At 71.5% G+C, this 19,242-nt stretch carries 18 protein-coding genes; 6 read left to right on the forward strand and 12 right to left on the reverse strand.

The window, feature by feature from the left end; translation table 11 throughout:
* Nucleotides 1-5: 5 nt before the first annotated feature.
* The 6 genes from OQ02_RS41470 to OQ02_RS30715 all read right to left on the reverse strand — a co-directional run bounded on the left by OQ02_RS41470 (nt 6) and on the right by OQ02_RS30715 (nt 6,660).
* Nucleotides 6-2,108: a hypothetical protein gene (locus OQ02_RS41470; RefSeq protein WP_051772991.1), complete on the reverse strand. Its 2,103-nt coding sequence runs from the start codon at nt 2,106-2,108 to the stop codon at nt 6-8.
* A complete protein-coding gene (locus tag OQ02_RS30695; RefSeq protein ID WP_033442121.1) occupies nt 2,071-2,871 on the reverse strand; it encodes a protein phosphatase 2C domain-containing protein in 801 nt (266 codons plus the stop codon). The genes OQ02_RS41470 and OQ02_RS30695 overlap by 38 nt, the downstream gene beginning before the upstream one ends.
* Before the next feature lie 8 nt (nt 2,872-2,879).
* Nucleotides 2,880-3,716, reverse strand: coding sequence for a vWA domain-containing protein (locus tag OQ02_RS30700; protein WP_033442149.1), 837 nt, complete (start codon nt 3,714-3,716; stop codon nt 2,880-2,882).
* Between the two features lie 73 nt (nt 3,717-3,789).
* Entirely contained in the window at nt 3,790-4,659 is an 870-nt protein-coding gene (locus tag OQ02_RS30705) for a class I SAM-dependent methyltransferase (protein ID WP_033442122.1), read from the reverse strand.
* A 25-nt stretch (nt 4,660-4,684) separates the two neighbouring features.
* Complete coding sequence (locus tag OQ02_RS30710; RefSeq protein ID WP_033442123.1) at nt 4,685-5,941, reverse strand: aminotransferase class V-fold PLP-dependent enzyme; 1,257 nt, start codon at nt 5,939-5,941, stop codon at nt 4,685-4,687.
* Entirely contained in the window at nt 5,938-6,660 is a 723-nt protein-coding gene (locus OQ02_RS30715) for a crotonobetainyl-CoA--carnitine CoA-transferase (RefSeq protein ID WP_197043571.1), read from the reverse strand. Before OQ02_RS30715 ends, OQ02_RS30710 begins: the two co-directional genes overlap by 4 nt.
* 195 nt (nt 6,661-6,855) lie before the next feature.
* Between OQ02_RS30715 and OQ02_RS30720 the strand changes: the two genes are divergently transcribed.
* The 6 genes from OQ02_RS30720 (at nt 6,856) to OQ02_RS30745 (ending at nt 14,070) form a co-directional block, all read left to right on the forward strand.
* Complete coding sequence (locus OQ02_RS30720) at nt 6,856-8,076, forward strand: hypothetical protein (RefSeq protein ID WP_033442124.1); 1,221 nt, start codon at nt 6,856-6,858, stop codon at nt 8,074-8,076.
* 4 nt (nt 8,077-8,080) lie between these two features.
* The gene (locus tag OQ02_RS30725) at nt 8,081-9,472 is read left to right on the forward strand and encodes a DUF4303 domain-containing protein (protein ID WP_051772992.1); all 1,392 of its coding nucleotides are present in this window, start codon (nt 8,081-8,083) and stop codon (nt 9,470-9,472) included.
* Nucleotides 9,473-9,601: 129 nt separating this feature from the next.
* Nucleotides 9,602-10,324, forward strand: coding sequence for a DUF899 family protein (locus OQ02_RS30730; RefSeq protein WP_033442125.1), 723 nt, complete (start codon nt 9,602-9,604; stop codon nt 10,322-10,324).
* A gap of 50 nt (nt 10,325-10,374) precedes the next feature.
* Complete coding sequence (locus OQ02_RS30735; RefSeq protein WP_033442126.1) at nt 10,375-11,658, forward strand: aminotransferase class V-fold PLP-dependent enzyme; 1,284 nt, start codon at nt 10,375-10,377, stop codon at nt 11,656-11,658.
* Between the two features lie 28 nt (nt 11,659-11,686).
* Nucleotides 11,687-13,414 (forward strand): ABC transporter substrate-binding protein, encoded by a 1,728-nt coding sequence (locus tag OQ02_RS30740; RefSeq protein WP_033442127.1) that lies wholly within the window; start codon nt 11,687-11,689, stop codon nt 13,412-13,414.
* Nucleotides 13,411-14,070 carry a hypothetical protein gene (locus tag OQ02_RS30745; RefSeq protein ID WP_033442128.1) on the forward strand — a complete coding sequence of 220 codons (660 nt, stop codon included), beginning with the start codon at nt 13,411-13,413 and terminating at the stop codon, nt 14,068-14,070. The genes OQ02_RS30740 and OQ02_RS30745 overlap by 4 nt, the downstream gene beginning before the upstream one ends.
* A 75-nt stretch (nt 14,071-14,145) precedes the next feature.
* On the opposite strand, the gene OQ02_RS30750 is transcribed toward OQ02_RS30745, so the two are convergent.
* The 6 genes from OQ02_RS30750 to OQ02_RS30775 form a co-directional block, all read right to left on the reverse strand.
* A complete protein-coding gene (locus tag OQ02_RS30750; RefSeq protein ID WP_033442129.1) occupies nt 14,146-14,586 on the reverse strand; it encodes an NUDIX hydrolase in 441 nt (146 codons plus the stop codon).
* A gap of 82 nt (nt 14,587-14,668) precedes the next feature.
* Nucleotides 14,669-15,985, reverse strand: coding sequence for an ABC1 kinase family protein (locus OQ02_RS30755; RefSeq protein WP_081916056.1), 1,317 nt, complete (start codon nt 15,983-15,985; stop codon nt 14,669-14,671).
* Between the two features lie 12 nt (nt 15,986-15,997).
* Nucleotides 15,998-16,636, reverse strand: a complete 639-nt coding sequence (locus OQ02_RS30760; RefSeq protein WP_033442153.1) for a YncE family protein — start codon at nt 16,634-16,636, stop codon at nt 15,998-16,000.
* Nucleotides 16,636-17,529, reverse strand: coding sequence for a methyltransferase domain-containing protein (locus OQ02_RS30765; RefSeq protein ID WP_033442130.1), 894 nt, complete (start codon nt 17,527-17,529; stop codon nt 16,636-16,638). The genes OQ02_RS30760 and OQ02_RS30765 overlap by 1 nt, the downstream gene beginning before the upstream one ends.
* A 127-nt stretch (nt 17,530-17,656) precedes the next feature.
* Nucleotides 17,657-18,859 (reverse strand): DUF6004 family protein, encoded by a 1,203-nt coding sequence (locus OQ02_RS30770; RefSeq protein ID WP_033442131.1) that lies wholly within the window; start codon nt 18,857-18,859, stop codon nt 17,657-17,659.
* Nucleotides 18,860-19,044: 185 nt separating this feature from the next.
* On the reverse strand, nt 19,045-19,242 hold a 198-nt coding region (locus OQ02_RS30775), incomplete at its 5' end, for a hypothetical protein (RefSeq protein WP_156077407.1).

Here is a 19,242-nt window from a genome sequence, read left to right on the forward strand (position 1 = left end):
ACCGATCACCTCCGGCCGGTGAGGAGGAACCGGAGGTAGCGGCGGTAGGTGACGGGCTGGAACGTGGCGGCTTCCGCGATGGCGGCGCGAGTGGCCTGTCGGGTGCGTTCCAGGACGACGGCGGCCTCGGCCACCGCACGGTCGTGGCCGGCCCGCGCACGGGCGGTGGCGGTGTTGGCGGTCTTCATCTCCTCGGCCAACGCCGCCTCCTCGGCGCGCAGGGACGCCCGCAGCTCGCGGATCGTCGTCTCGGCCCCCGCCAGCACCTGCTGATAACGGGCGTCGAGCGCGGTCCGCTCGGCGGCGAACCGGTCCCTGATCACCTGCGACTCCGCCGGCGTGGACGACGTCGGCCGGGTGCTCGTGGCCTGCGCGGTCAGCTGTTCACGCCACTGGTCGACGAGCCCGGCCCTCACCTCGTCGATCCCGGCGACGCGCACGCTCCGCCCGTCGGCCAGGACGAAGACCGCCACGCGCTGGGGCCCGTAGGTGTCGTAACGGATGCCGACGAAGTCCGCGGCGGTCCGGATGCCGACCGCGGCGAGGTTGGCGGCCAGCGTCGGCTCCAGCCCTTCGACGGTCCGCACGGAGAAGGTCGACAGGGCGGCGCGCACGTGTTCCTTCTGCCGAGACACCAGCAGCCGCTGCTCCTCCAGGTGCAGCCGCGCCGCCAACGCCTGCCGCTCCCGGTCGATCCCGTCGAGGTCCTGCTTCACGGCCCGCTGGTGCGACCCGATGAGCAGGTTGTACCGCTGCTGGAAGGCCCGCCGCCGGTAGCCCTGCTCAACCTTGGACTCCTCGGCCGCCCGCATGATCAGCCCGGTCCCCTCGTCGAGCCGGGTGACGGCGGCCTCGGCGTCCTGCCGGGCACGCAGGAGCCGCTTGCGCTCGGCACGCGCCGCACGGGCTCGGACGCGCTCGGGCCGGCCCCGGTAGCCGGCCACCGTGAACGCCGTCCACGCCAGCACGTCGACCGCCAACACCGCCTCGTCCACGAAGATCGCCGCCGGCACGCCGAGCGGTAACAGCGCCGACAACACCCACGCCGTCACGGCCTGAGCCCGCGAACGCTCGGCGAACCGCACCAGGGGCGGCGGTGCGGGCATGTGCTGCTCGACGCGGTCCGCCATCCACGACGGCAGGGCGCTGGGCGCAGGTGCCGCGCCGCCGACCAGCCCGAGTGGTTCCAGCGGCGGTGGCGCGGCACGGTGGTGGAGCAGGATCTCCTGGAACCGCACGGCGAGCCCGCGCAGCCGCGCGTCCGGATGGCCGGTGAGGGTGGCCAGCCGGAACGACCCCGCCGGCTCGGTGAAGTCCGACTCGGCCAGCAGCAGGTGCTCGGCGTCCTCGTCGCGCAACTGCCGCCACAGCGACGGGTCGACGGCCAGCGCCACCAGCGACAGGTACACGACCCACGACGAGAACCGGTCGATCCCCGGCCCGAACTCGGCCACGGTCCGGTCCGGCGACTGGTAGTTGCGGTGCCCGGTCTCGGCCGCGGGCAGCCCGGCGAGCGCGGGCACGTACATGCCGTCGTAGTCGACCAGCTTCACCGCACCGTCGTCGGTGATCAGCAGGTTCCCGTGCTGGAGGTCGCCGTGCCCGATCCCCGCCGCGGCCAGTTCGGCGACCAGCCGGGCGAACCGCGCGGCGACGTCGGCGACGGCCTCGGAGTCGTCGACGTTCCGGTCGACCCAGCGGATCAGGCTGACGGCCTCGACCCACTCCATCCGCAGCACCGGGTACCACGCGCCGTCCACCATGATGCCGCGGCCGACGTAGTCGAAGCCGACCGTCCAGTCGTCGTCCAGGCGCGCCAGGTGCTCGCCCACGGCGCGGTACCGGGTGGCCTGCTCCGGCGCTTCACGGGTGAAGCACTTGATCGCGTACCGGTCGCCGCCGACCGTCAGCGAGAAGACGCTCGCGAAGTTCCCTGAGATCGCACGGGGCCGCCCCAGCGCGTCGACCCGGACGTCGGCTCCGGCGAGGTCGGTGCCGCGGAAGCACAGCTCGGTGTTCTGCAGCGCCTCGACGTAGGTCGCGCCGGACGGGAACGGGCGCGCGGGCTCGTCATCCGAGGTCCACGTGAACGACGGTGACGTCGTCATTCCGCATCACCCCCTCCGCTCGCGGCCCTTCCAACCACCCCGAGAACCCGTCAAGATCACCTGACCGCGTGAACTCGCCCAGCTCACGCCACGGCCGGTCACCCCGGTCGGCCGCACCCAGGAACCACGCGGCCAGCGCGTCGGTGCAGAGGAAGAACCGGTCGCCCGGCTCCGCGCGACCGGACGCCGTGCGCACGTGCCGCGCCAGCAGCTCCCGGTCCCGGTTGAACGCGTTGACCAGACCGGGCGAGTTGGAGAACGCGTCGGCGGACTCCAGCGGGAACGCCCGCACCAGCCGGTCGTCGCGGACGTGGAACAGGCAGCTGTCCCCCAGCGCCGCAGCGTCCCAGGACGTCCCGGAACTTCCGGACGCCTCGGACGCCTCGGTGGCGAACCGCGCGGCGAGCACCGTGGCGTGCGGACCGCGGTCCAGCTTGGGCTCCTCGTACCACGCGATCGGGCGACCGTCCGCCTCACGCCGCGCCACGTAGGAGGCGAGCCACCCGTCCCACGCCTCCCCCGCCAGCACCAACGCCGACGCGAACCGGTCCGCGTCCCGCACCGCGCACTCGTCGTCGAGCACGGAGTCGTTGACGGATCGCGCGAGCAGGTCGGCCCACTCACCCGCGAGCAGGCTCTCCGACGCGCCGTCCGCCACGGCCGCGAGCACCAGCCCCGGGTCGACCGGCAGGACGTGCGCCGCGTCCTCGCACTCCGGCAGGGTGTTGCCGTGCTTGGGCACGCGGAGGGAAGAGACGACCATGGCGCTGCTCAGCGCAGGTCCGTCGCACGCGTTCCGATGTCCAGGAACTGGACCAGCGAGGTGATGTCCGCGTTGTAGACGAAGCCGCGGGCCGTGTCACCGACGGCCATGCCCTGCTGCAACGCGTAGAACCGCATGTGCGGCGGCAGGGGGCTGGACATGCCGAACAGGGTGCGCGCGTAGGCGTCCGGGAGGGCCGCGTCGGTGTCGGGGAACGTCACCGGCACGGCGTTGGCGGCGGAAACGTGCAGGTTGAACAGGAGCGCCGCGCCGTCCGCGCTCACGTGCGTCTGCACGGCCCACGCGGGGCCGACCGGGTCGCCGTCGGTGGACTCGCCGTCGGTCAGGTTGAGCACGATCGGCGGGAAGCAGTCGGGGTGCCGGGCCACCCACTCCGACACCAGCGACTCGGCCCGCGCCAGCGCCTGGCACATCGGCGTCGCGCCGTTCGCGACCGGGTCGACCCACACCGGGAACCGGGTGGTCGTCTCCACCAGCCCGCCCGCGCCGTCGGGCACCTTCTTGCTCCGCTTCTCCACCCGCGCGGGCTTCTCCGCGACCTGGCTGAGCGGCACGAGGTCGCGCCCCGCGAGCGGACCCGTGAACGCGGAGCCGACCGTGTACCCGTACCCGATGACCGCGACGTGGAAGTAGTCGCGGACGCCCTCTTCCTTCGCGCACTTCACGCTCAGCTCGGCCAGCAGCCGGTTGATCGCGTCGGCGACCACGTCCGCCTTGCGCTGTCCACCGCCGCCACCGATCGGGTCGGTCATCGACGCCGACTGGTCGACCAGGAACACGAAGCAGGACGGGTTGGCGCGACTGATCTCGGCCGCATAGCTCACGTAGGGGTCACCTTCCCGCGCGATCACCCCGTTCGGCGCAGGACGTGCGCGGGGGTGTGGATCACCCGGAAGGTTACGCGATCGGAGCGGTCGCCCGCAGGCACAGCGCCCTGCTGGGCAGCTCGACCCGACCGTCCGGCCCCTGCCGCCCGGCCACCGCCGCGCCGACCTCCGCCCAGAGCGAGGGATCGTCCTCGGCGCCCAGCCGCTCGCGCACCAGCTGCCGCAGCCCCGGTGGCAGGACGGCCTTGCTGAACACCGCGTAAGCCTCGGAGGAGTTGAGCACGAAGGGGACGTCGACCGCCGTGACCGACACGTCGGTGAACCCGGCCGCGGCGACCTCCGCCACCAGCGCGTCCGCGTCGGACATGCTGAACGGACCGGGCGTCCCGGGCGGTGGCGGGGCGAGTTCCAGCCGCCGGGCCAGCACGCCGAAGCCGAGCGACATCATCGGCGCGGTCTCCGGCGGACCCCACGTGGACGCGGCGAGGACACCGCCCGGCCGGAGCGCGGCGGCCAGCGACCGGAAGGCCGCCCGGCGGTCCGGCGCGAACATCAGCCCCCACCGGCTGAGCACGACGTCGAAGCCACCGCCGACCAGGTCGAGCGATTCGACGTCGCCCACCAGGAACTCCGCGTTGTCGAACCCGGTGGCCCGGTGGCGGGCGAGCTCGACCATCCGCGGCGACAGGTCGACGCCGACCACCCGACCGGTCGGACCGACGACGGCCGCGGCGGACAGCGCGGGCTCGCCCACCCCGGTGCCGACGTCGAGCACGGACATGCCCGGCGCCACCCCGGCGAGGTCGAGCAGCCGCTCCGTCACCACCGACGCGCCGCGCTCGAACGTCTCGACCACGGTCAGCCACCCGGAACTGATGGCGTCCCAGTTGACCCGCTGCTGCTCCTTGAACCGGACGGGGTCGAACTCCGTGGCAGTCATGGGACCTCCGTGGTCGTGGCGCGGGTCAGAGGAAGCGCTCGGTGGGGTGCTCGGCGGTCCAGGGCCCGGGTTCGACCGTCTTCAACGCCGCGCGGACGAGTTCGATCTCCTCGACCGTGTTGTAGACGGCGAACGACAGGCGGACCGTGCCGACGAGGCCGAGGGTGTCGAGGAACGTGCTGGCGCAGTGCACGCCGCAGCGCACCGCGATGCCGTGTGCGTCCAGGTGCCCGCCCACGTCGTAGGGGTGGATGTCGCGCACGGACAGGGAGACGATGCCGCACGGCGTCGCGCCCGGATCGCCCACCACGTCCACGTGGTCGAGGTCGGCGACCGCGTCCAGCGTGGCCGCGACCAGGCTCTCGTCGTGCGCGCGGAGCGCGGGCCAGCCGAGGCCGAGCAGGTAGTCGAGGGCCGCCGCGAGCCCGACCGCACCGGCCACGTCGGGCGTGCCCGCCTCGAACCGCGCCGGTCCGGGGACGTACCGCACCGGCTGGGTGTGGCTGACGCCCTTGACCGTGCCGCCACCCACCCGGAACGGCGTCATCTCGTCCAGCAGCTCCCGCTTGCCGTACAGCACGCCCACGCCCATCGGCCCGTACACCTTGTGACCGGAGAAGCAGTAGAAGTCGACGTCCAGGTCGCGCACGTCGACCGGCAGGTGCGCGACCGCCTGCGCGCCGTCGACCAGGACGAACGCGCCGTGGCGGTGCGCCTCGGCGGTCAGCTCCCGCACGGGGTTGACGGTGCCGAGCACGTTGGACACGTGGGACAGGGCGACGATCCGCACCCTCGGCCCCATCGCGGCGGCGAACTCGGACGGCGCGACCCGCCCGTCCGGGCCGACCGGCACGACCACCAGCTCCGCGCCGACCGAGTCGCACAACCGCCGCCACGGCAGGAGGTTGCTGTTGTGCTCCATCCCGCTGACCACGACCTGGTCGCGGCGGCCGACGATCCGCCGGCCGACGACGTCCGCGACGAGGTTGGTCGCGTCGGTGGTGTTGGCGGTGAACACGACCTCTTCGGGCTCACGTGCGCCGATCGCGCGTCGGACCGCCGCCCTGGCGCTCTCGTACCGGTCGGTCGCGGCCAGCGCGAGCCGGTGGTGGCCGCGACCGACGTTGCTGTTCGCGGTGCGGTAGTAGTCCATGATCGCGTCGAGGACGACCTGCGGTTTCTGCGTCGTGGCGGCGTTGTCGAGGTACACCGGCGCGTCGTCGCCGCTCAGCAGCGGGAAGTCGTCGCGCAGGGACAACGTCGCCGCTCGCGCCTGGCTCATCGTTCCTCCTCCATGGTGAACAGGGCGGTGAACCGCTCCAGGTAGTGCCGGTCGAACGCGAACACCTTCTGCTCCGGGTAGGGCCGCCGGTCGGCGGGCACGTAGGCCGGGTCGTCCGGCGCGCGCAGCGCACCGGTGGCGTCACGCAGGTGCGGGCCGAAGAAGAACCAGCAGATCTGGCCGACCTGCTCGGTGAACAGCACGGGGTGCGCCGCCTCCGGGTACATCCGCATGTGCAGGTACGCCGCCTTGAACTCGCCGCGAGGCCCGAACCCGTTGTCGAACGCCACGTGCCCGAGCACGTCGTGCACCACGCGGAACACGTCGTTGTGGCACAGCCGCACGCCGTCGACCTCGATCCCCGAGAACGCGCGCAGCGGGTGGTCGTCCGACGCGCCGCCGGCCGGCCCGTGGCCGTCCTCGGTCAGGTGCAGCTTGAGCACCCGCGTCTCCCGGACCTCCTCGCGCAGCGCGGTGGAGTCCCGGTACGGCAGGCCGCCGCCGCGCCACGGCTCGACCCGCAGCCCACCGCCCACCAGCAGGTCGAACTGCGCTCGGCTCTCCCGTTTCAGCACTTCGTAGCCCAGGGCCAGCTCCTCGTCCAACGCCAGGGTCGGCGCCCGGTCGTGGACGTCCGCGACGTCGCGGCAGAAGTCCCCGTCGAGCCGGACGCGCAGCGCACCGGGGTGCCGCACCCGGTCCACCATCGCCTCGAACACCGACTAACGCCCCCAGCTGATCGTGACGTCACCCTGCTCGATCCCAGCCTCGCCAGATCCAGACTCGACCGTAGCAGTTGTTATATGTTCCTAAAGCATGTAATCGGGTGATCTCGACACTTGCCGCCCACCGTCACTTGCCGCCCACCGTCGCGAAGATTACGTTCAGCAACGTATATCAAACTGGAGGCGTCGATGGACGAGCCGGAAGTACTCGCCTACCTGCGGCTCGGCCTGCGCCTCGGCCGGCTGGCGGACGGTTACGTCGACTGCTGGTTCGGCGACCCGGCGCTGCGCGGGCAGGTGGACGACGAACCGCTCGCGACACCGGCGGAACTCGTCCGCGAGGCCACCGGACTCCTCGACCGCGTCGCGGACGGCGACCTGGCACCGGACCGCAAGCGGTTCCTGCGCGCGCACATCGTGGCCATGCGGTGTGCCGCGCTGCGGATGGCCGGCGAGCTGGTGCCGTTCCACACCGAGGTGCGCGCGTACTTCCAGGTCGAGGCCGAACTCGGCGACCCGGACCGCTACGCCGAGGCGCACGACGGCATCCGCGCGCTGCTCCCCGGCACGGGCGACCTGCGCGCCCGGCTCGAACGGTTCCACGAGGCCAACACCGTCGGCCCCGAGCACCTGCAACGGGCGGTACAGGCGGTGTCCGACGAGCTGCGCCCGCTGGTCCGCGCCAGGCACGGGCTGCCGGACGGCGAGCAAGTCCGCTACGAGGTCGTGCACGACAAGCCGTGGCACGCTTTCAACCGCTACCTGGGCGGCTACCGGTCGCTGGTGATGCTCGACTGCCAGGCCGGGCGCAACCTCGCCGCCCTCCCCCTCCTCGCCACGCACGAGTCCTACCCCGGCCACCACACCGAGCACTGCCTCAAAGAAGCCGGGCTGGTCGCCGAACGGGGTGCCGGCGAGCACGCGCTCGTGCTGGTCAACACGCCGCAGTGCCTGGTCGCAGAGGGCATGGCCGAACTGGCGCTGGAGGCCTCGATCGGTGACGGCTGGGGCGCGTGGACGTCGGAGGTCCTGGCCGAGCAGGGCGTCCAGGTCGACGGCGAGCGGGTCGAGGCGGTGATGCGGTGGTGGTGGCAGCTGATGGGCGCGCGGCAGGACGCGGCGATCATGCTGCACGACCGGGGCGCGCCGGTCGAGCAGGTGACCGACTACCTGGGCCGCTGGCTGCTGGTCCCGGAGCAGCGGGCCGAGCACATGGTCCGGTTCCTGACCGACCCGCTCTGGCGCGCGTACTCGGTCAGCTACGTCGAAGGCAGGCGACTCGTCGGCGAGTGGCTGTCGGCGCGGCCCGCGGACGAGACCGTCGCCGACCGGTTCGACCGGCTGCTGCGCACCCCGACCCTGCCCGAGGACCTGTCGCGCGACCTGGTCGGCGGCGGCCTGCCACGATGAACGCGTGACGGTGAGCTTCGACTGGGCCGAATTCGAGCAAACCCTCTTCGAAGGCGTGGTGGGGTCCGTCGTCTCGGCGGCGGAGGACCACCCCGGCGAGCGGTGGTACGCGGCGGTGCTCGATCACCTCTACCGGGAGGAAGACGGCCCGATCAGGCTGCCGTTCCTGGGGGTGAACAGCGTCGAGGCGTTGGACCGGGAACCCGCCGAGGGCCGGGCGAGGGTGCGCTGGAGCGCCCCGGACTGGGACGTCTACCTCGACGACTGGCTGCCGGGCGACTCGACCGGGCGCTGGGTGGAGGCGCTGACCGCGGAGGCGTGCTCCGGCACGATCGCCCACTGGGAGACGACCTTCGACCGGTACCTGACGACGCTGGTCCGCGTCTGCCGGCGGGCACGGGCGGCACTTCGCGCGAACAGCTCCACCCACGAGGACTTCGTGGTGCTGCTCCTCGACGACGAACACCACGAGGCGCTGGTCAAGCGCGTCCTGACCGCCGACGAGGTGCGGCGCCACTTCCCGGAGCTGGAGGAGCGATCGGTCGCGCTGGCCGGCCTCGCCGCGCTCCCACCCGCCGAGCGCGCGGCAAGCCTGGTCCCCCTGTTGGGGGCGTTCGACGGTCCGATCGACTCCGACACCGCCGAAGCGGCCCTGCGCGATCTCGGCCCGACCGCCTTCCCCGCCCTGATCCCGCTGCTCGACGCCCCGAACCGCGCGTGGCAGGCCGCGAAGCTGCTGGCGGACATCGGCCGCCCGGACGACCGCGTCGTCCGGGCGTTGGGCGAGGCGCTGAGCCGGACCGGCGGGCCGAACCGGGAGTGGGTCGGAGTGGCGCTGTCCCGCCTCGGCCGGCTCGACCTCGTCCTCGACCAGGTCGAAAGCCTGCCGGCGGACGTGGTGGTGGGTGCCGTCGCCGCGCCGTACAGCAGCTTCCGCGACGACGCGGTCATCGCGCCACCGCTGGACTACCGGCCCTTGGCGGACTTCATCGAGCGGTGGCCGGCGCTCGTGCCGGCGCTGGACGAGCGGCTCCGACCCGGACACGGGGACTGCGAGATCACGGCGGACGAGGTGGACGCGGCGGTCGTCGGGGTGGGCTCGCCGCACGTCATCGTCCGCCGGCACGCCGTGTCCGTCCTCGGTCGACGCCGGCTCGGTCCGCACGTCGGCCGGAAGGTGTTGCCGCTGCTCGGTCAGGTGATCCGGCAGGACCCGGACGCGTCGGTGCGGCGCCTCGCGATCCTGTCGTCGCTGTGGTGGCAGAAGGATTCCCGCCATCTTGCCGACGTGGTCCGCGAGGCGTCGGCGGACGACGCGGAGGAGGTCCGTGAAGCAGCCGCGTACTGGCTGCGTGAACAGGGCGCGGACGAACCGGGCGCGGACGAACCGGCCTGACGCGACACCCGGCGCCTTCGAGTTGTGGGCCACTGAGCGTTGTGCAACCCTTCGGCTGCTCTTCCACTCCATGACGGCGGTCGGTGCCGGGTCGGCCGCCTTTTCGACGCCGCAGGAGGGTTCGACGCGATGAGCGGTATCGAGGACAAGGCCCTGCCACCGTTCTGGCCGGCGGGCGCCAGTTCGGAGCACCAGGCCGCCAGGGTCGAACTGGCCAAGGCCGAGCGCGCGCTGCGGGACCAGGTCGAGGCGGTCGCCGAGGCCCGTCGGGCGATGCCGCCCGGACCGGTGCTCGCCGAGTACGAACTGGCCGAGGACGGTCCGGACGGCCCGGTCCGGACACCGCTGCGCGACCTGTTCGGCGAGCACGACACCTTGTTCACCTACCACCTGATGTTCGCGCCGGACGCCGACGAGGCCTGTCCGATGTGCTCGCTGTGGGTGGACGGGTTCCGCGGCGTCACCGCACACCTGGCGCAGCACACGGCGTTCGTCGTGATCGGCAAGGCACCCCTCGACAAGCTCCGCGCCTGGGCACGCGTGCGGAACTGGGACGGCCTGCGCATCCTGTCCAGCCACGGCACGACGTTCAACGCGGACATGAACGCCGAGCACCCCGACGGCGCCCAACGCCCGATGGTGAGCGTGCTGCGCAAGGAGGGCGACACCGTGCGGCACTTCTACTCGTTGCCCGCCAACCACTTCGACGGCTCCGAACGCGCCATCGACCTGCTGAGTCCGGTGTGGAACGTGCTCGACCTGCTGCCCGGCGGTCGCGGCGACTGGTACGCGGGCAACGACTACGCCCGCGCCGACCGGGGCACCCGTACGGCCCCTTCCAAATCCAGTTGAAGTTCATATAGCTTCATGGGGGTCCGCGCTGTCGCACGGAGGGATCGACCGTGGCCTCCAGCACCGAGTCCAGCCTCGCCACCGCGTCCTGGGAGCAGATCCGGGAACTCTTCCCCCTCGACCCCGCGACCACCCACCTGAACACCGGCACGGTCGGCGCGACGCCGCACGAGGTCATCGACACCTACGAGCGGGTGACCCGGGAGTGGACCGGCAGCCTGGCCAACATCTACCCGCCGACGCTCTACCCGGAGTACCGGGCGAGGATCGCCGCGGACTTCGGGGTGGACCAGGACGAACTGGCCATCTGCCACAACTCCACCGAGGCGATCGCCCGCATCGTCGCGGGGCTGGACTTCGGGCCGGACGACGAGGTGCTCACCACCTCGCACGAGTGCTTCAGCCTGCTGTCGAACCTCAACCTCGCGCACAACCGCTTCGGCGTCCGGATCACCATCATCACGCTGCCGTCCGGGCCGGACATCACCGCCGAGGAGATCGTCGCCCTGTTCGAGGCGGCCATCACGCCGCGCACGAAGGTGATGGCGTTCGCCGCGATCACCCTCTACACCGGCACCAGGATGCCCGTCCGCGCGCTGTGCGACCTGGCCCAGCGGCACGGCATCACCACCGTGGTCGACGGCGCGCTGCTGCCCGGCATGCTGGAGGCGGACCTGCGGGCGCTCGGCGTCGACTTCATGACGGGGTCCGGCTCGAAGTTCCAGTGCGGCCCGCTCGGCACCGGTCTGCTGTACGCGCGCAACAAGGTGTTCCCCGAGCACAACCCGCTGCCGCTGCCCACGTTCTGGCCCGTCATCTCCACCTGGTACCCGCTGCTGGGCGAGATGCCCAAGCGCACCAGGACATCCGTCGAGACGTGCAACATGGGCGACTACCTCCAGAGCGCCGGCAGCGCGAACATCGGCCGTGCCGCCGCGCTCGCCGACGCCTGCGACCTCTGGAACCGGATCGGCCGCCGCCGCATCGAGGAGCGCGTGCTGGAGCTGGGCTGGTACACCAAGCAGCGGGTGGTCGAGCACTTCGGCGAGTCGGCGCTGTACTCGCCGCTGTCCGACGCGAACCTGCACGCGCCGCTGGTGGCGTTCAAGCCGTTCCGCGCGCCCGAGGACGCGTGGAACATCAACAAGATCATGGCGTTCGTGGACCGCCTGGAGAGCGCGCACGGCATCTGGATCAGGTGGGTCGAGTTCGAGGTGCCCGGCTCGCCGCACATCCACTACGCGGCCCGGATCTGCACCCACCTGTTCAACCACCACGACGAGGTCGACCGCACGTTGAAGATCATGGTCCAACTCGCGGACGAGATGTCCTGACCGACCCTACCCCGGAGGTCACGAGCAGATGAGCAGCAGCGAGCCGCGACAGGACGGCCCTTCGCGGGGTGGCACCCTTCGGCTCTACGGGCCCGGCAGCATGGACCACGTCGACCCGGCGTCGGCCTACTACGCCCTCGGCCACCAGATCATCCGGCTGTTCGCCCGGCAGCTGTTCACCTACCCGGCGGTCAAGGACCTGAAGGACTGGCGCGCGATCACGCCGGTGCCGGACGTGGCGGTGGAGGTGCCGACCACGTACAACACCGGGCTGACGGTGAACCACCTGACCTACACGATCCGGCTGCGCCCCGGCGTGCTGTGGGACACGACGCCGCCGCGAGAGGTGACCGCGCACGACTTCATCCGCGGCTTCAAGCGGATGTGCAACCCCGTCTGCGGCGCGGGCGCGATCCGGTACTTCACCAGCACCATCCGGGGCATGGCGGAGTTCGCCGCCGCCTACGCGGAGGCCGTGCCGCACCCCGACGCGACACCGGCCGAGCTGGCGGCGTTCCAGAACGCGCACGAGATCGAGGGCATCCGCGCGCTCGACGACCGGACGCTGGTGTTCGAGCTGGTCAAGCCCGCCTCGGACTTCCTGAACATCCTGTCGATGCCGTTCGCGTCGGCGGCGCCGGTGGAGTACGACTCGTTGGTGCCCGACGGGCCCGACTTCCGCCGCCAGGTGCGCTCCAACGGCCCGTACCGGCTGGTGGACTACGACCACGGCAAGTTCCTGCGGATGGAGCGCAACCCGTTCTGGGACAAGGCGACGGACGGCGTGCGGAACCAGCACGTCGACGCGGTCGAGGTCACCATGGAGCACGCCGACCCGGTCGCGGTCGGCCGGAAGATCATCGCGGACGAGGCCGACCTGTCGTGGGCGTCACCGGTCACCGAGCCGTACGACGCCAACCCCACCGATCCCGGCAACGACCTCGGCTACGCGCTCAACCCGTACGTCGTGTTCAACACCGCGAGCCCGAACAACGGCGGCGCACTGGCCCGGCCGGAGGTGCGGCGGGCGCTGGCGCACGCGATGGACAAGATGGCGATCCTCGACATCTACGACAAGCTCGCGGCGGGCACGGTCATGAGGCCCGCGCGGTCGGCGATCCCACCGGGCAACGACGGGTACGTCCCGTTCGACCTGTACCCGACGCCGGGCGACCGCGGCGACCCGGACGAGTGCCGCCGGCTGCTGGCCGAAGCGGGTTACCCCGACGGCCTGACGCTGACCATCCTGCACCGCGACGTGGACGCCAACCCCGACGTGGCCAAGTCCCTCGCCCGCGACCTGGAGCGGGCCGGGATCACCGTCGACTTCCTGCCGCTGGGGCACTCCCACTACTACGCGTACCTCCAGGACCCGGCGCACGCCGAGGCGGGCAGCTGGGACCTGAGCGCGCCGTCGTGGACGCCCGACTGGTTCGGCGACAACGGGCGTTCGTTCCTCCAGCCGATGTTCCAGACCAACCGGAACCGGGGCACCAGCAACTACGGGTGCTACAGCAACCCCGAGGTGGACCGGCTGATCGAGGAAGCGCTGGCGACCACCGACCACGAGCGGGCGTACCGGGCGTGGCACGAGATCGACGTGCAGGTGATGCGGGACGCGGCGATCGTGCCGATCCTGGAGCACGCGCCCACCATCCCGCACCTGAAGGGCAAGCGGGTCCGCAACGCCATCCCGATGCCCACCATCGACCGGTGGTTCGACCTGTCGAACCTGTGGCTGGAGGAGGCGCCGTGACCACCGCACCCGCAACCATCCCGGTGGTGCGCTCGCTGCCGTCGCCGGGGGCGTACATGTGCGGCCTGACCTGGTCGGGTGGGCTGCTGTGGCACTCGGACCAGGACGCCGGGCGGATCTGGGCGGTAGACCCCCGGTACGGCGACGTGGAGCGGGAGCTGGAGTGCTCCCGGGTCCGCGCGGACCTGACGTACCACGACGGGCTGCTGTGCCAGGTGGGCGGCAGGCCCAAGCGGATCGTGCTGGTCGACCCGGAGTCGGGTGAGGTCGTCGGCACCAAGCCCGTGGAGCCGTCGAGCGGCAGGCTGTGCGGCATCGAGATGACCGCGGCCGGGATGTGGATGTGCCTGCGCGAGCCGGCGGTGCTGCAACTGCGGGACTTCGAGACGATGACCGTGCAGCGGGAGATGCCGATCGTGGGCACGCCGTCCGGTCTGACGTGCGTCAACCGTACGGTCGTGTACGCCGAGTTCGAGACCGGTCTGGTGCGCGCCGTGGACACCACGACGGGGCTGATCGTCGGCACGGCGCGGGTCGAGGGCCGGCCCACGGGCATGGCGTGGGACGGCTACAGCCTCTGGTACTGCGACTTCGCCGCCCGCCGCTTCAAGGCGATCCGACTGGACGACGTGCTGCACGGCGATCGCTGGACATGACCGGGCTCTGCGCGTTCAGCCGACCAGGGCGCAGGGGTCGACGGGTCTGGTGGGTCGGGTTCAGGGCGTGGCTGGTCAGCGGGTCCAGCCTCGGGTGCCGAAGGGGGTGCCGGTGCGGTAGGCGCGGATTCCTGCGGCCGGGTAGTCGATGAGCCGGTCGGGGAGGGCGTCGAGGGGGAACCAGCGCACGGCCGAGCACTTGTCGGGTTCGCGGTTGGCGGGGGTGCCGGTCCAGTCGCGGGTTTCGAAGAAGAGGCCGAGGCGTGGTTCGAGGCCGGAGCCGCTGACGTGCAGGGTGTGGACCAGGCGCAGGGCGGCGGGGTCGATGCGGACGCCGACCTCTTCCTCGGCCTCGCGGGCGGCGGCGTGGAGGACGGACTCGCCCGCGTCGAGCTTGCCGGAGGGCAGGTGCCACAGGCCGTCGAAGGCCGGGTTGGTGTCACGGCGGAGGGTGAGCAGCAAGCGGTCGTCGTGCACGAGGAGGACGTGGACGTCGATCAGGTGACGGTCGGCCATGGGTCCTCGCGGTGTGTACATGTTCGGGACCCGCAGCACCTTACGCGGTGTCCAAGCCGTCTTGACCGGTCTCAGGGCCGCTTCAGCGGGAGCCGAAGCGGCCCTTCATCAGGACCGGGCGGGCGAGGGCCTGGAAGTCGACGTCCGGGTCCAGGTCGCGGATGGTGCCCTCGATCACCAGCAGGGACAGCAGCGGGAAGATCAGCTCGGGCGCCGCGTGGATGCCGTGCCGCCGCTGGAGGTCGAACATCTCGGTGGCGAACGCGATCAGGCTGAACTCCCGCGCCGGCAACCCGTGGCTGCGTCGCACCAGGTCCGCCATCCGGGCCAGGAACCCGGCCACGTCCGCGTCCGGCCGCACCTCGGCGGAGCTCTCCACCACGATCGCGGCGCACTTGTCGCCGTCACCGATGGCCATGTTCATGAAGAAGTCGGCGAACAGCAGCCGCAGCCGCTCGCTCAGCTGCACGCTGAACCCCGCGTCGAGCACCACCACCTGGGCGGACTCGGTGAAGTACAGGTTGCCGGGGTGCATGTCGCAGTGCACGAACCCGTTCACGAACAGCATCTCGTAGATCGCGGTGAGCCCGGACGAGGCGAACTTCCGCCGGGAGGCTTCCGAGCACCGGGACGGCGCGTCGATGTCCAGGTCGTGGATGAACTCCATGACGATGCACCGCGGCCGGCACGCCGCCGGCATCACCTTCGGCACCCACACCCGCGGCACGACGGAGAGGTCCGCGCGCAGTCGGTCCAGGCTCGCCGCCTCCCGCTCGAAGTCCAGCTGCCCGAACACCGCGTCGCACATGCTGACGACCACCGGCATCACCGGGATCCCGCGGAACAGCGGCAACCTGGCCGCCAGCGCCGCGCCACGCCGCATCAGGTCGAGGTCCTGCCGCATCACCCGCTCGATCCCGGGTCGCCGCAGCTTCAGCGCCACCTCGCGACCAGACGTCAACCGCGCCTTGTAGACGCACGCGACGCTGCCGCTCGCCACCGGCTCGTAGTCCACCTCCGCGAACACTGCGTCCAGCTCCGCGCCGTACACGTCGGCCAACGCCTCCCGCGTCTGCGCCGCCGTCAACGGCGTCACGGAGTCCTGCAACGTCGCCAGCTCGTCGCACAGCGCCGGCGGCAGCAGGTCGCGCCGGGTGCCGAGCACCTGCCCCGCCTTGACGAAGGTCGGCCCCAGCCGCATCAGCAACGCCACCAGCCGCGGCCACGCCAGTCGTTGGGCCGCCGCACGCCCCCGCGACACCGCCACCAGGAGCCCGACCAGTCCGACCGGCACCAGCACCGCGGCGGTGAGCAGCAGGACGCGGGCCGCCCGCAGCACCAGCGCGACCGTCCCGGGTGGATCGTCCTCGCGGCTCGTGCGCACGAGCGTCACGGGCATTCCCCTCCCTGGTCAGGTCTTGTCGACTCCGGGCACCTCGATGGCCCGCAGCTGCAACGTCGCGTAGTCGCAGTACCAGATCCGCGTGCCGTCCCAGGTGATGCCGGTCGGGTTGCCCGCGACCGAGAAGGACGCCATCTCACGGCGTTCCTCGATGTCCACCACGTTGATGGTCGACGTGGCGTGGTCGGCGTACACCAAGTAGCTGTCCGACACCGTCACGCCCGCCGGCCGCCCGGACACCGCGATGCTGTCCAGCAGCTCGAAGTCCCCGTACCCGCGCAGGTCGATCCGCCGCAGGTCCTCGTACCCCATCCAGACGCCCTGCCGGGTGGCCTCCAGCCCGCTCAGCAGGTTCCCCGGCCGCGGGTTCGGGATCTCCCTGATCGGCAGGGCCGTGTCGGGGTCGATCACCAGCAGCGCCCGCCGGTCGCCGACGACCTGCACCAGGTGCCCGCCCATGGTGGTCAGGTCGGTGCGCACCTCGGGGCACGGGATGCGGTGCTCGACCTGGCCGCTGTACGGGTCCAGCGCCATGATCTGGTTGGACACCGCCTCGGAGAACAGCAGGAACTCCCCCGTCCACGTCAGGCCGCACAGCTTCAGCGCGCGGACGGGGATGTCGCGCACGGTGCCGGCCGAGAAGGGCATCACCGCCCCCTGACCATGCCGCAGTCCAGCCGCCAGGCGGTGGCGTCGCGCACCTGCCCGCGCCCGCGCGGCACGTCCACCGTCACCCGGAGCTCGTCACCCGCCGCCACCGCCGTGTACCGCAGCGGCCACACCCAGACCGCCCAGTTGCAGCCGGGGTACGACGGGTAGTTCGACAGCGGCTCGCCCTCGGCGAGTTCGGCGGTGAAGTAGCCCATGACGGCCTGGAGGCAGCCGTCCCGGCGCACCGGCAGCCGCAGCTCGCGGCGCGGTCTGCTGGTCGACGCGGGCGCGATCGGGTCGTCGGACAGCTGCACGGGGTCGGTGAGGAACTTGGGCTCCCGCTGGAAGAAGTGCAGCTGCGGCTGCGGCTCGACGAACTCCTGCACCGAGTCGAAGCGGTAGCCGGGCACGACGTCGCCCCACATACCCCAGCCCTCCTCGTCGAACTCGATGGCGGCGAGGTGGGTGGTGAGCCGGCGCGGCACGATCGCGCCGCCGGGCCGCAGGTTGCGCCGGGCCACGGAACCGAGCACCTCCACCATCTGCTCCTCCGGCCCGAGGTTGCCCATCATCTCGGACACGATCACGTCGACCGGCTGCGGCAGCCGGACCGTGCGCGCGTCGCCCTGCACGAGGGTGACGCGGTGGCGCAGGCCGTTGTCCGCGACGATCCGCTCCGCGACCGCGGCCATCGCCGGGTCCGCCTCGATGGCGTAGACGTGGTCGGCGCCGTGCTTCAGGGCCAGCATGGACAACACCAGGGTGCCGGCGCCGACGTCGGCCACCACGTCGCCCGCCGTGACCACCGACGCCAGCGCCCGGTCGTAGGCGTCCAGCCGGGGGCGGTCCGCGAGCATCACCTGGTGCATCAACAGAAGCCGTTGGTCCATGGGCGCCTTCCCCGAAAAGGCGTTCCTCCCGAACGAGGTCGTTCGGGAGGAACGGTGGGCCTGTCCCGCAACGGACGCTATGTCAAACTCAACTAAAGCGAGTTCCGGGTCGTACTGTCAAGCGGTCTCAGATGTTGACGGCCGCCGTCTCGCCGACGAACGCGTCGCGCATGACCAGCTGGACACCCGTCAGGCGGGCCTTCACCTCGTCGGACGTGTTCACCATCGGGGCGTCGGCGCCGCTCATGGACAGCTCGGTGCCGGTGGCCTCCATGTCCTTCAGCTTGCCGCTGACGTGCACCGGGTTGGCCGCGTAGAGCGTGGCGCTCGGCGTCACCAGCTCGAACTCGGCGTCGAGGTGCAGGTCACCCGGGAACTTCACCCGGCTGAGGCTGTCCTCGGTGCCCTGGCCCAGCGTGCCGCCGGACACCCGCGGCCAGCTCGCCCGCAGCATGACCCGACCGCCGAGCTCGGGGCTGTGCCCGACGACGGCGAGCCGCGCCATCTGGGCCAGCACGCCGTTGCCCTCGGTGTGCTTCTCGGGGCCGAACAGCAGCATCTCCGTGCCGGCGGCCTTCTTGTGGTCACCGGCCAGGTCGATGCTGACGGTCTTGCCGTTGACCTCGACCTCGATCCGGCCCTCCAGCGACACCTGCATGATCATGGAGGGGTCGACCAGCATGGACATGCACGGGCCGGCGCTGGCGGCGAAGAACACCGTCGGCGTGAGACCGACCGGCTGGTTCTCGTCGTCGGCCGGGTACCACGCCTCGGGCAGGGTCGTGCCGCGGACCACGTTCGGCGCCTGGACGACGTCGAACGGGCCGTCGCCGCGCGGCTTGCCCAGGTACGGACCGGTGAGCGGCTTCTTGAACGGCGGCACGCTGTCCACCACACCGTGGATGTCGATCACGTTGCGGTGCGCGAGGCGCAGCGTGCTGGTCTCCAGGATGCCGAACCGGCGGATGTAGAACTCGGCCGGGAAGTTCTTGCCCGGCACGATCTGGCGCACGTGGCCGGTGTTCGGCAGGAACGGGTTGGACAGCACCTGGATGCGGTCGTCCAGCTCGTAGCTGAAGCCCTTGATGCCGACCTCGGGTGCGCTGATGAGCTCGGTGTCGAACTCGGCGTACCCCTTCGAGTCCACCCGGTGCTCGAAGCCCGGCATGGGCCACTTGTTCAGCTGCACGAAGCCCGACAGGTTGATCGTCTCCCGCCGGCCCGAGTAGTAGTCGTCGCCGAAGACCACGGTCGCCGCCGCGAGGATGTGCGGCCGGATCGGCTTGGGTTCGAGGTTCAGCGACTCGTATGTCTCCCGGGGGTTGCTCACTGCACTACCTCCAGAGTCCGTCCCGCTTCGAAGGATGTGGGGGGACCAGCCACAGGACCAGAACACTATAAGTTTCTATAGCCGTTGTCCAGGATCATTCGGCGGCGATCCAAGCGGCGCGCACCTTCGTCCGGGCAGGGCGAAGCGCCCGTCATCCGATCGGATGGCGGGCGCCGGTGGGTATCTCACTCGACCGCGGGCACGAGCTCCACGGTGGACGCCGCGCGACCGGTGAAGGTGAACGTCTCCTCGTCCACAACGGACTCGTCGACGTCGACCACGGCGATCTGGCCGGCGGTGATCTCGCCGAACAGGATCTTCTCCGACAGCTGGTCCTCGATCTCGCGCTGGATCGTGCGACGCAGCGGCCGGGCACCCAGCAC

The sequence above is a fragment of the Saccharothrix sp. NRRL B-16314 genome, assembly GCF_000716595.1.
Lineage (GTDB): Bacteria > Actinomycetota > Actinomycetes > Mycobacteriales > Pseudonocardiaceae > Actinosynnema.

Bases quoted from the DNA above. Each gene is read 5' to 3' on its own strand.
- OQ02_RS30730 (WP_033442125.1), top strand. From the start codon at position 9,602: ATGAGCGGTATCGAGGACAAGGCCCTGCCACCGTTCTGGCCGGCGGGC.
- OQ02_RS41470 (WP_051772991.1), bottom strand. From the start codon at position 2,108: ATGACGACGTCACCGTCGTTCACGTGGACCTCGGATGACGAGCCCGCG.
- OQ02_RS30750 (WP_033442129.1), bottom strand. From the start codon at position 14,586: ATGGCCGACCGTCACCTGATCGACGTCCACGTCCTCCTCGTGCACGAC.
- OQ02_RS30710 (WP_033442123.1), bottom strand. From the start codon at position 5,941: ATGAGCCAGGCGCGAGCGGCGACGTTGTCCCTGCGCGACGACTTCCCG.
- OQ02_RS30760 (WP_033442153.1), bottom strand. From the start codon at position 16,636: ATGCCCTTCTCGGCCGGCACCGTGCGCGACATCCCCGTCCGCGCGCTG.
- OQ02_RS30765 (WP_033442130.1), bottom strand. From the start codon at position 17,529: ATGGACCAACGGCTTCTGTTGATGCACCAGGTGATGCTCGCGGACCGC.
- OQ02_RS30705 (WP_033442122.1), bottom strand. From the start codon at position 4,659: ATGACTGCCACGGAGTTCGACCCCGTCCGGTTCAAGGAGCAGCAGCGG.
- OQ02_RS30720 (WP_033442124.1), top strand. From the start codon at position 6,856: ATGGACGAGCCGGAAGTACTCGCCTACCTGCGGCTCGGCCTGCGCCTC.
- OQ02_RS30755 (WP_081916056.1), bottom strand. From the start codon at position 15,985: ATGCCCGTGACGCTCGTGCGCACGAGCCGCGAGGACGATCCACCCGGG.
- OQ02_RS30695 (WP_033442121.1), bottom strand. From the start codon at position 2,871: ATGGTCGTCTCTTCCCTCCGCGTGCCCAAGCACGGCAACACCCTGCCG.
- OQ02_RS30740 (WP_033442127.1), top strand. From the start codon at position 11,687: ATGAGCAGCAGCGAGCCGCGACAGGACGGCCCTTCGCGGGGTGGCACC.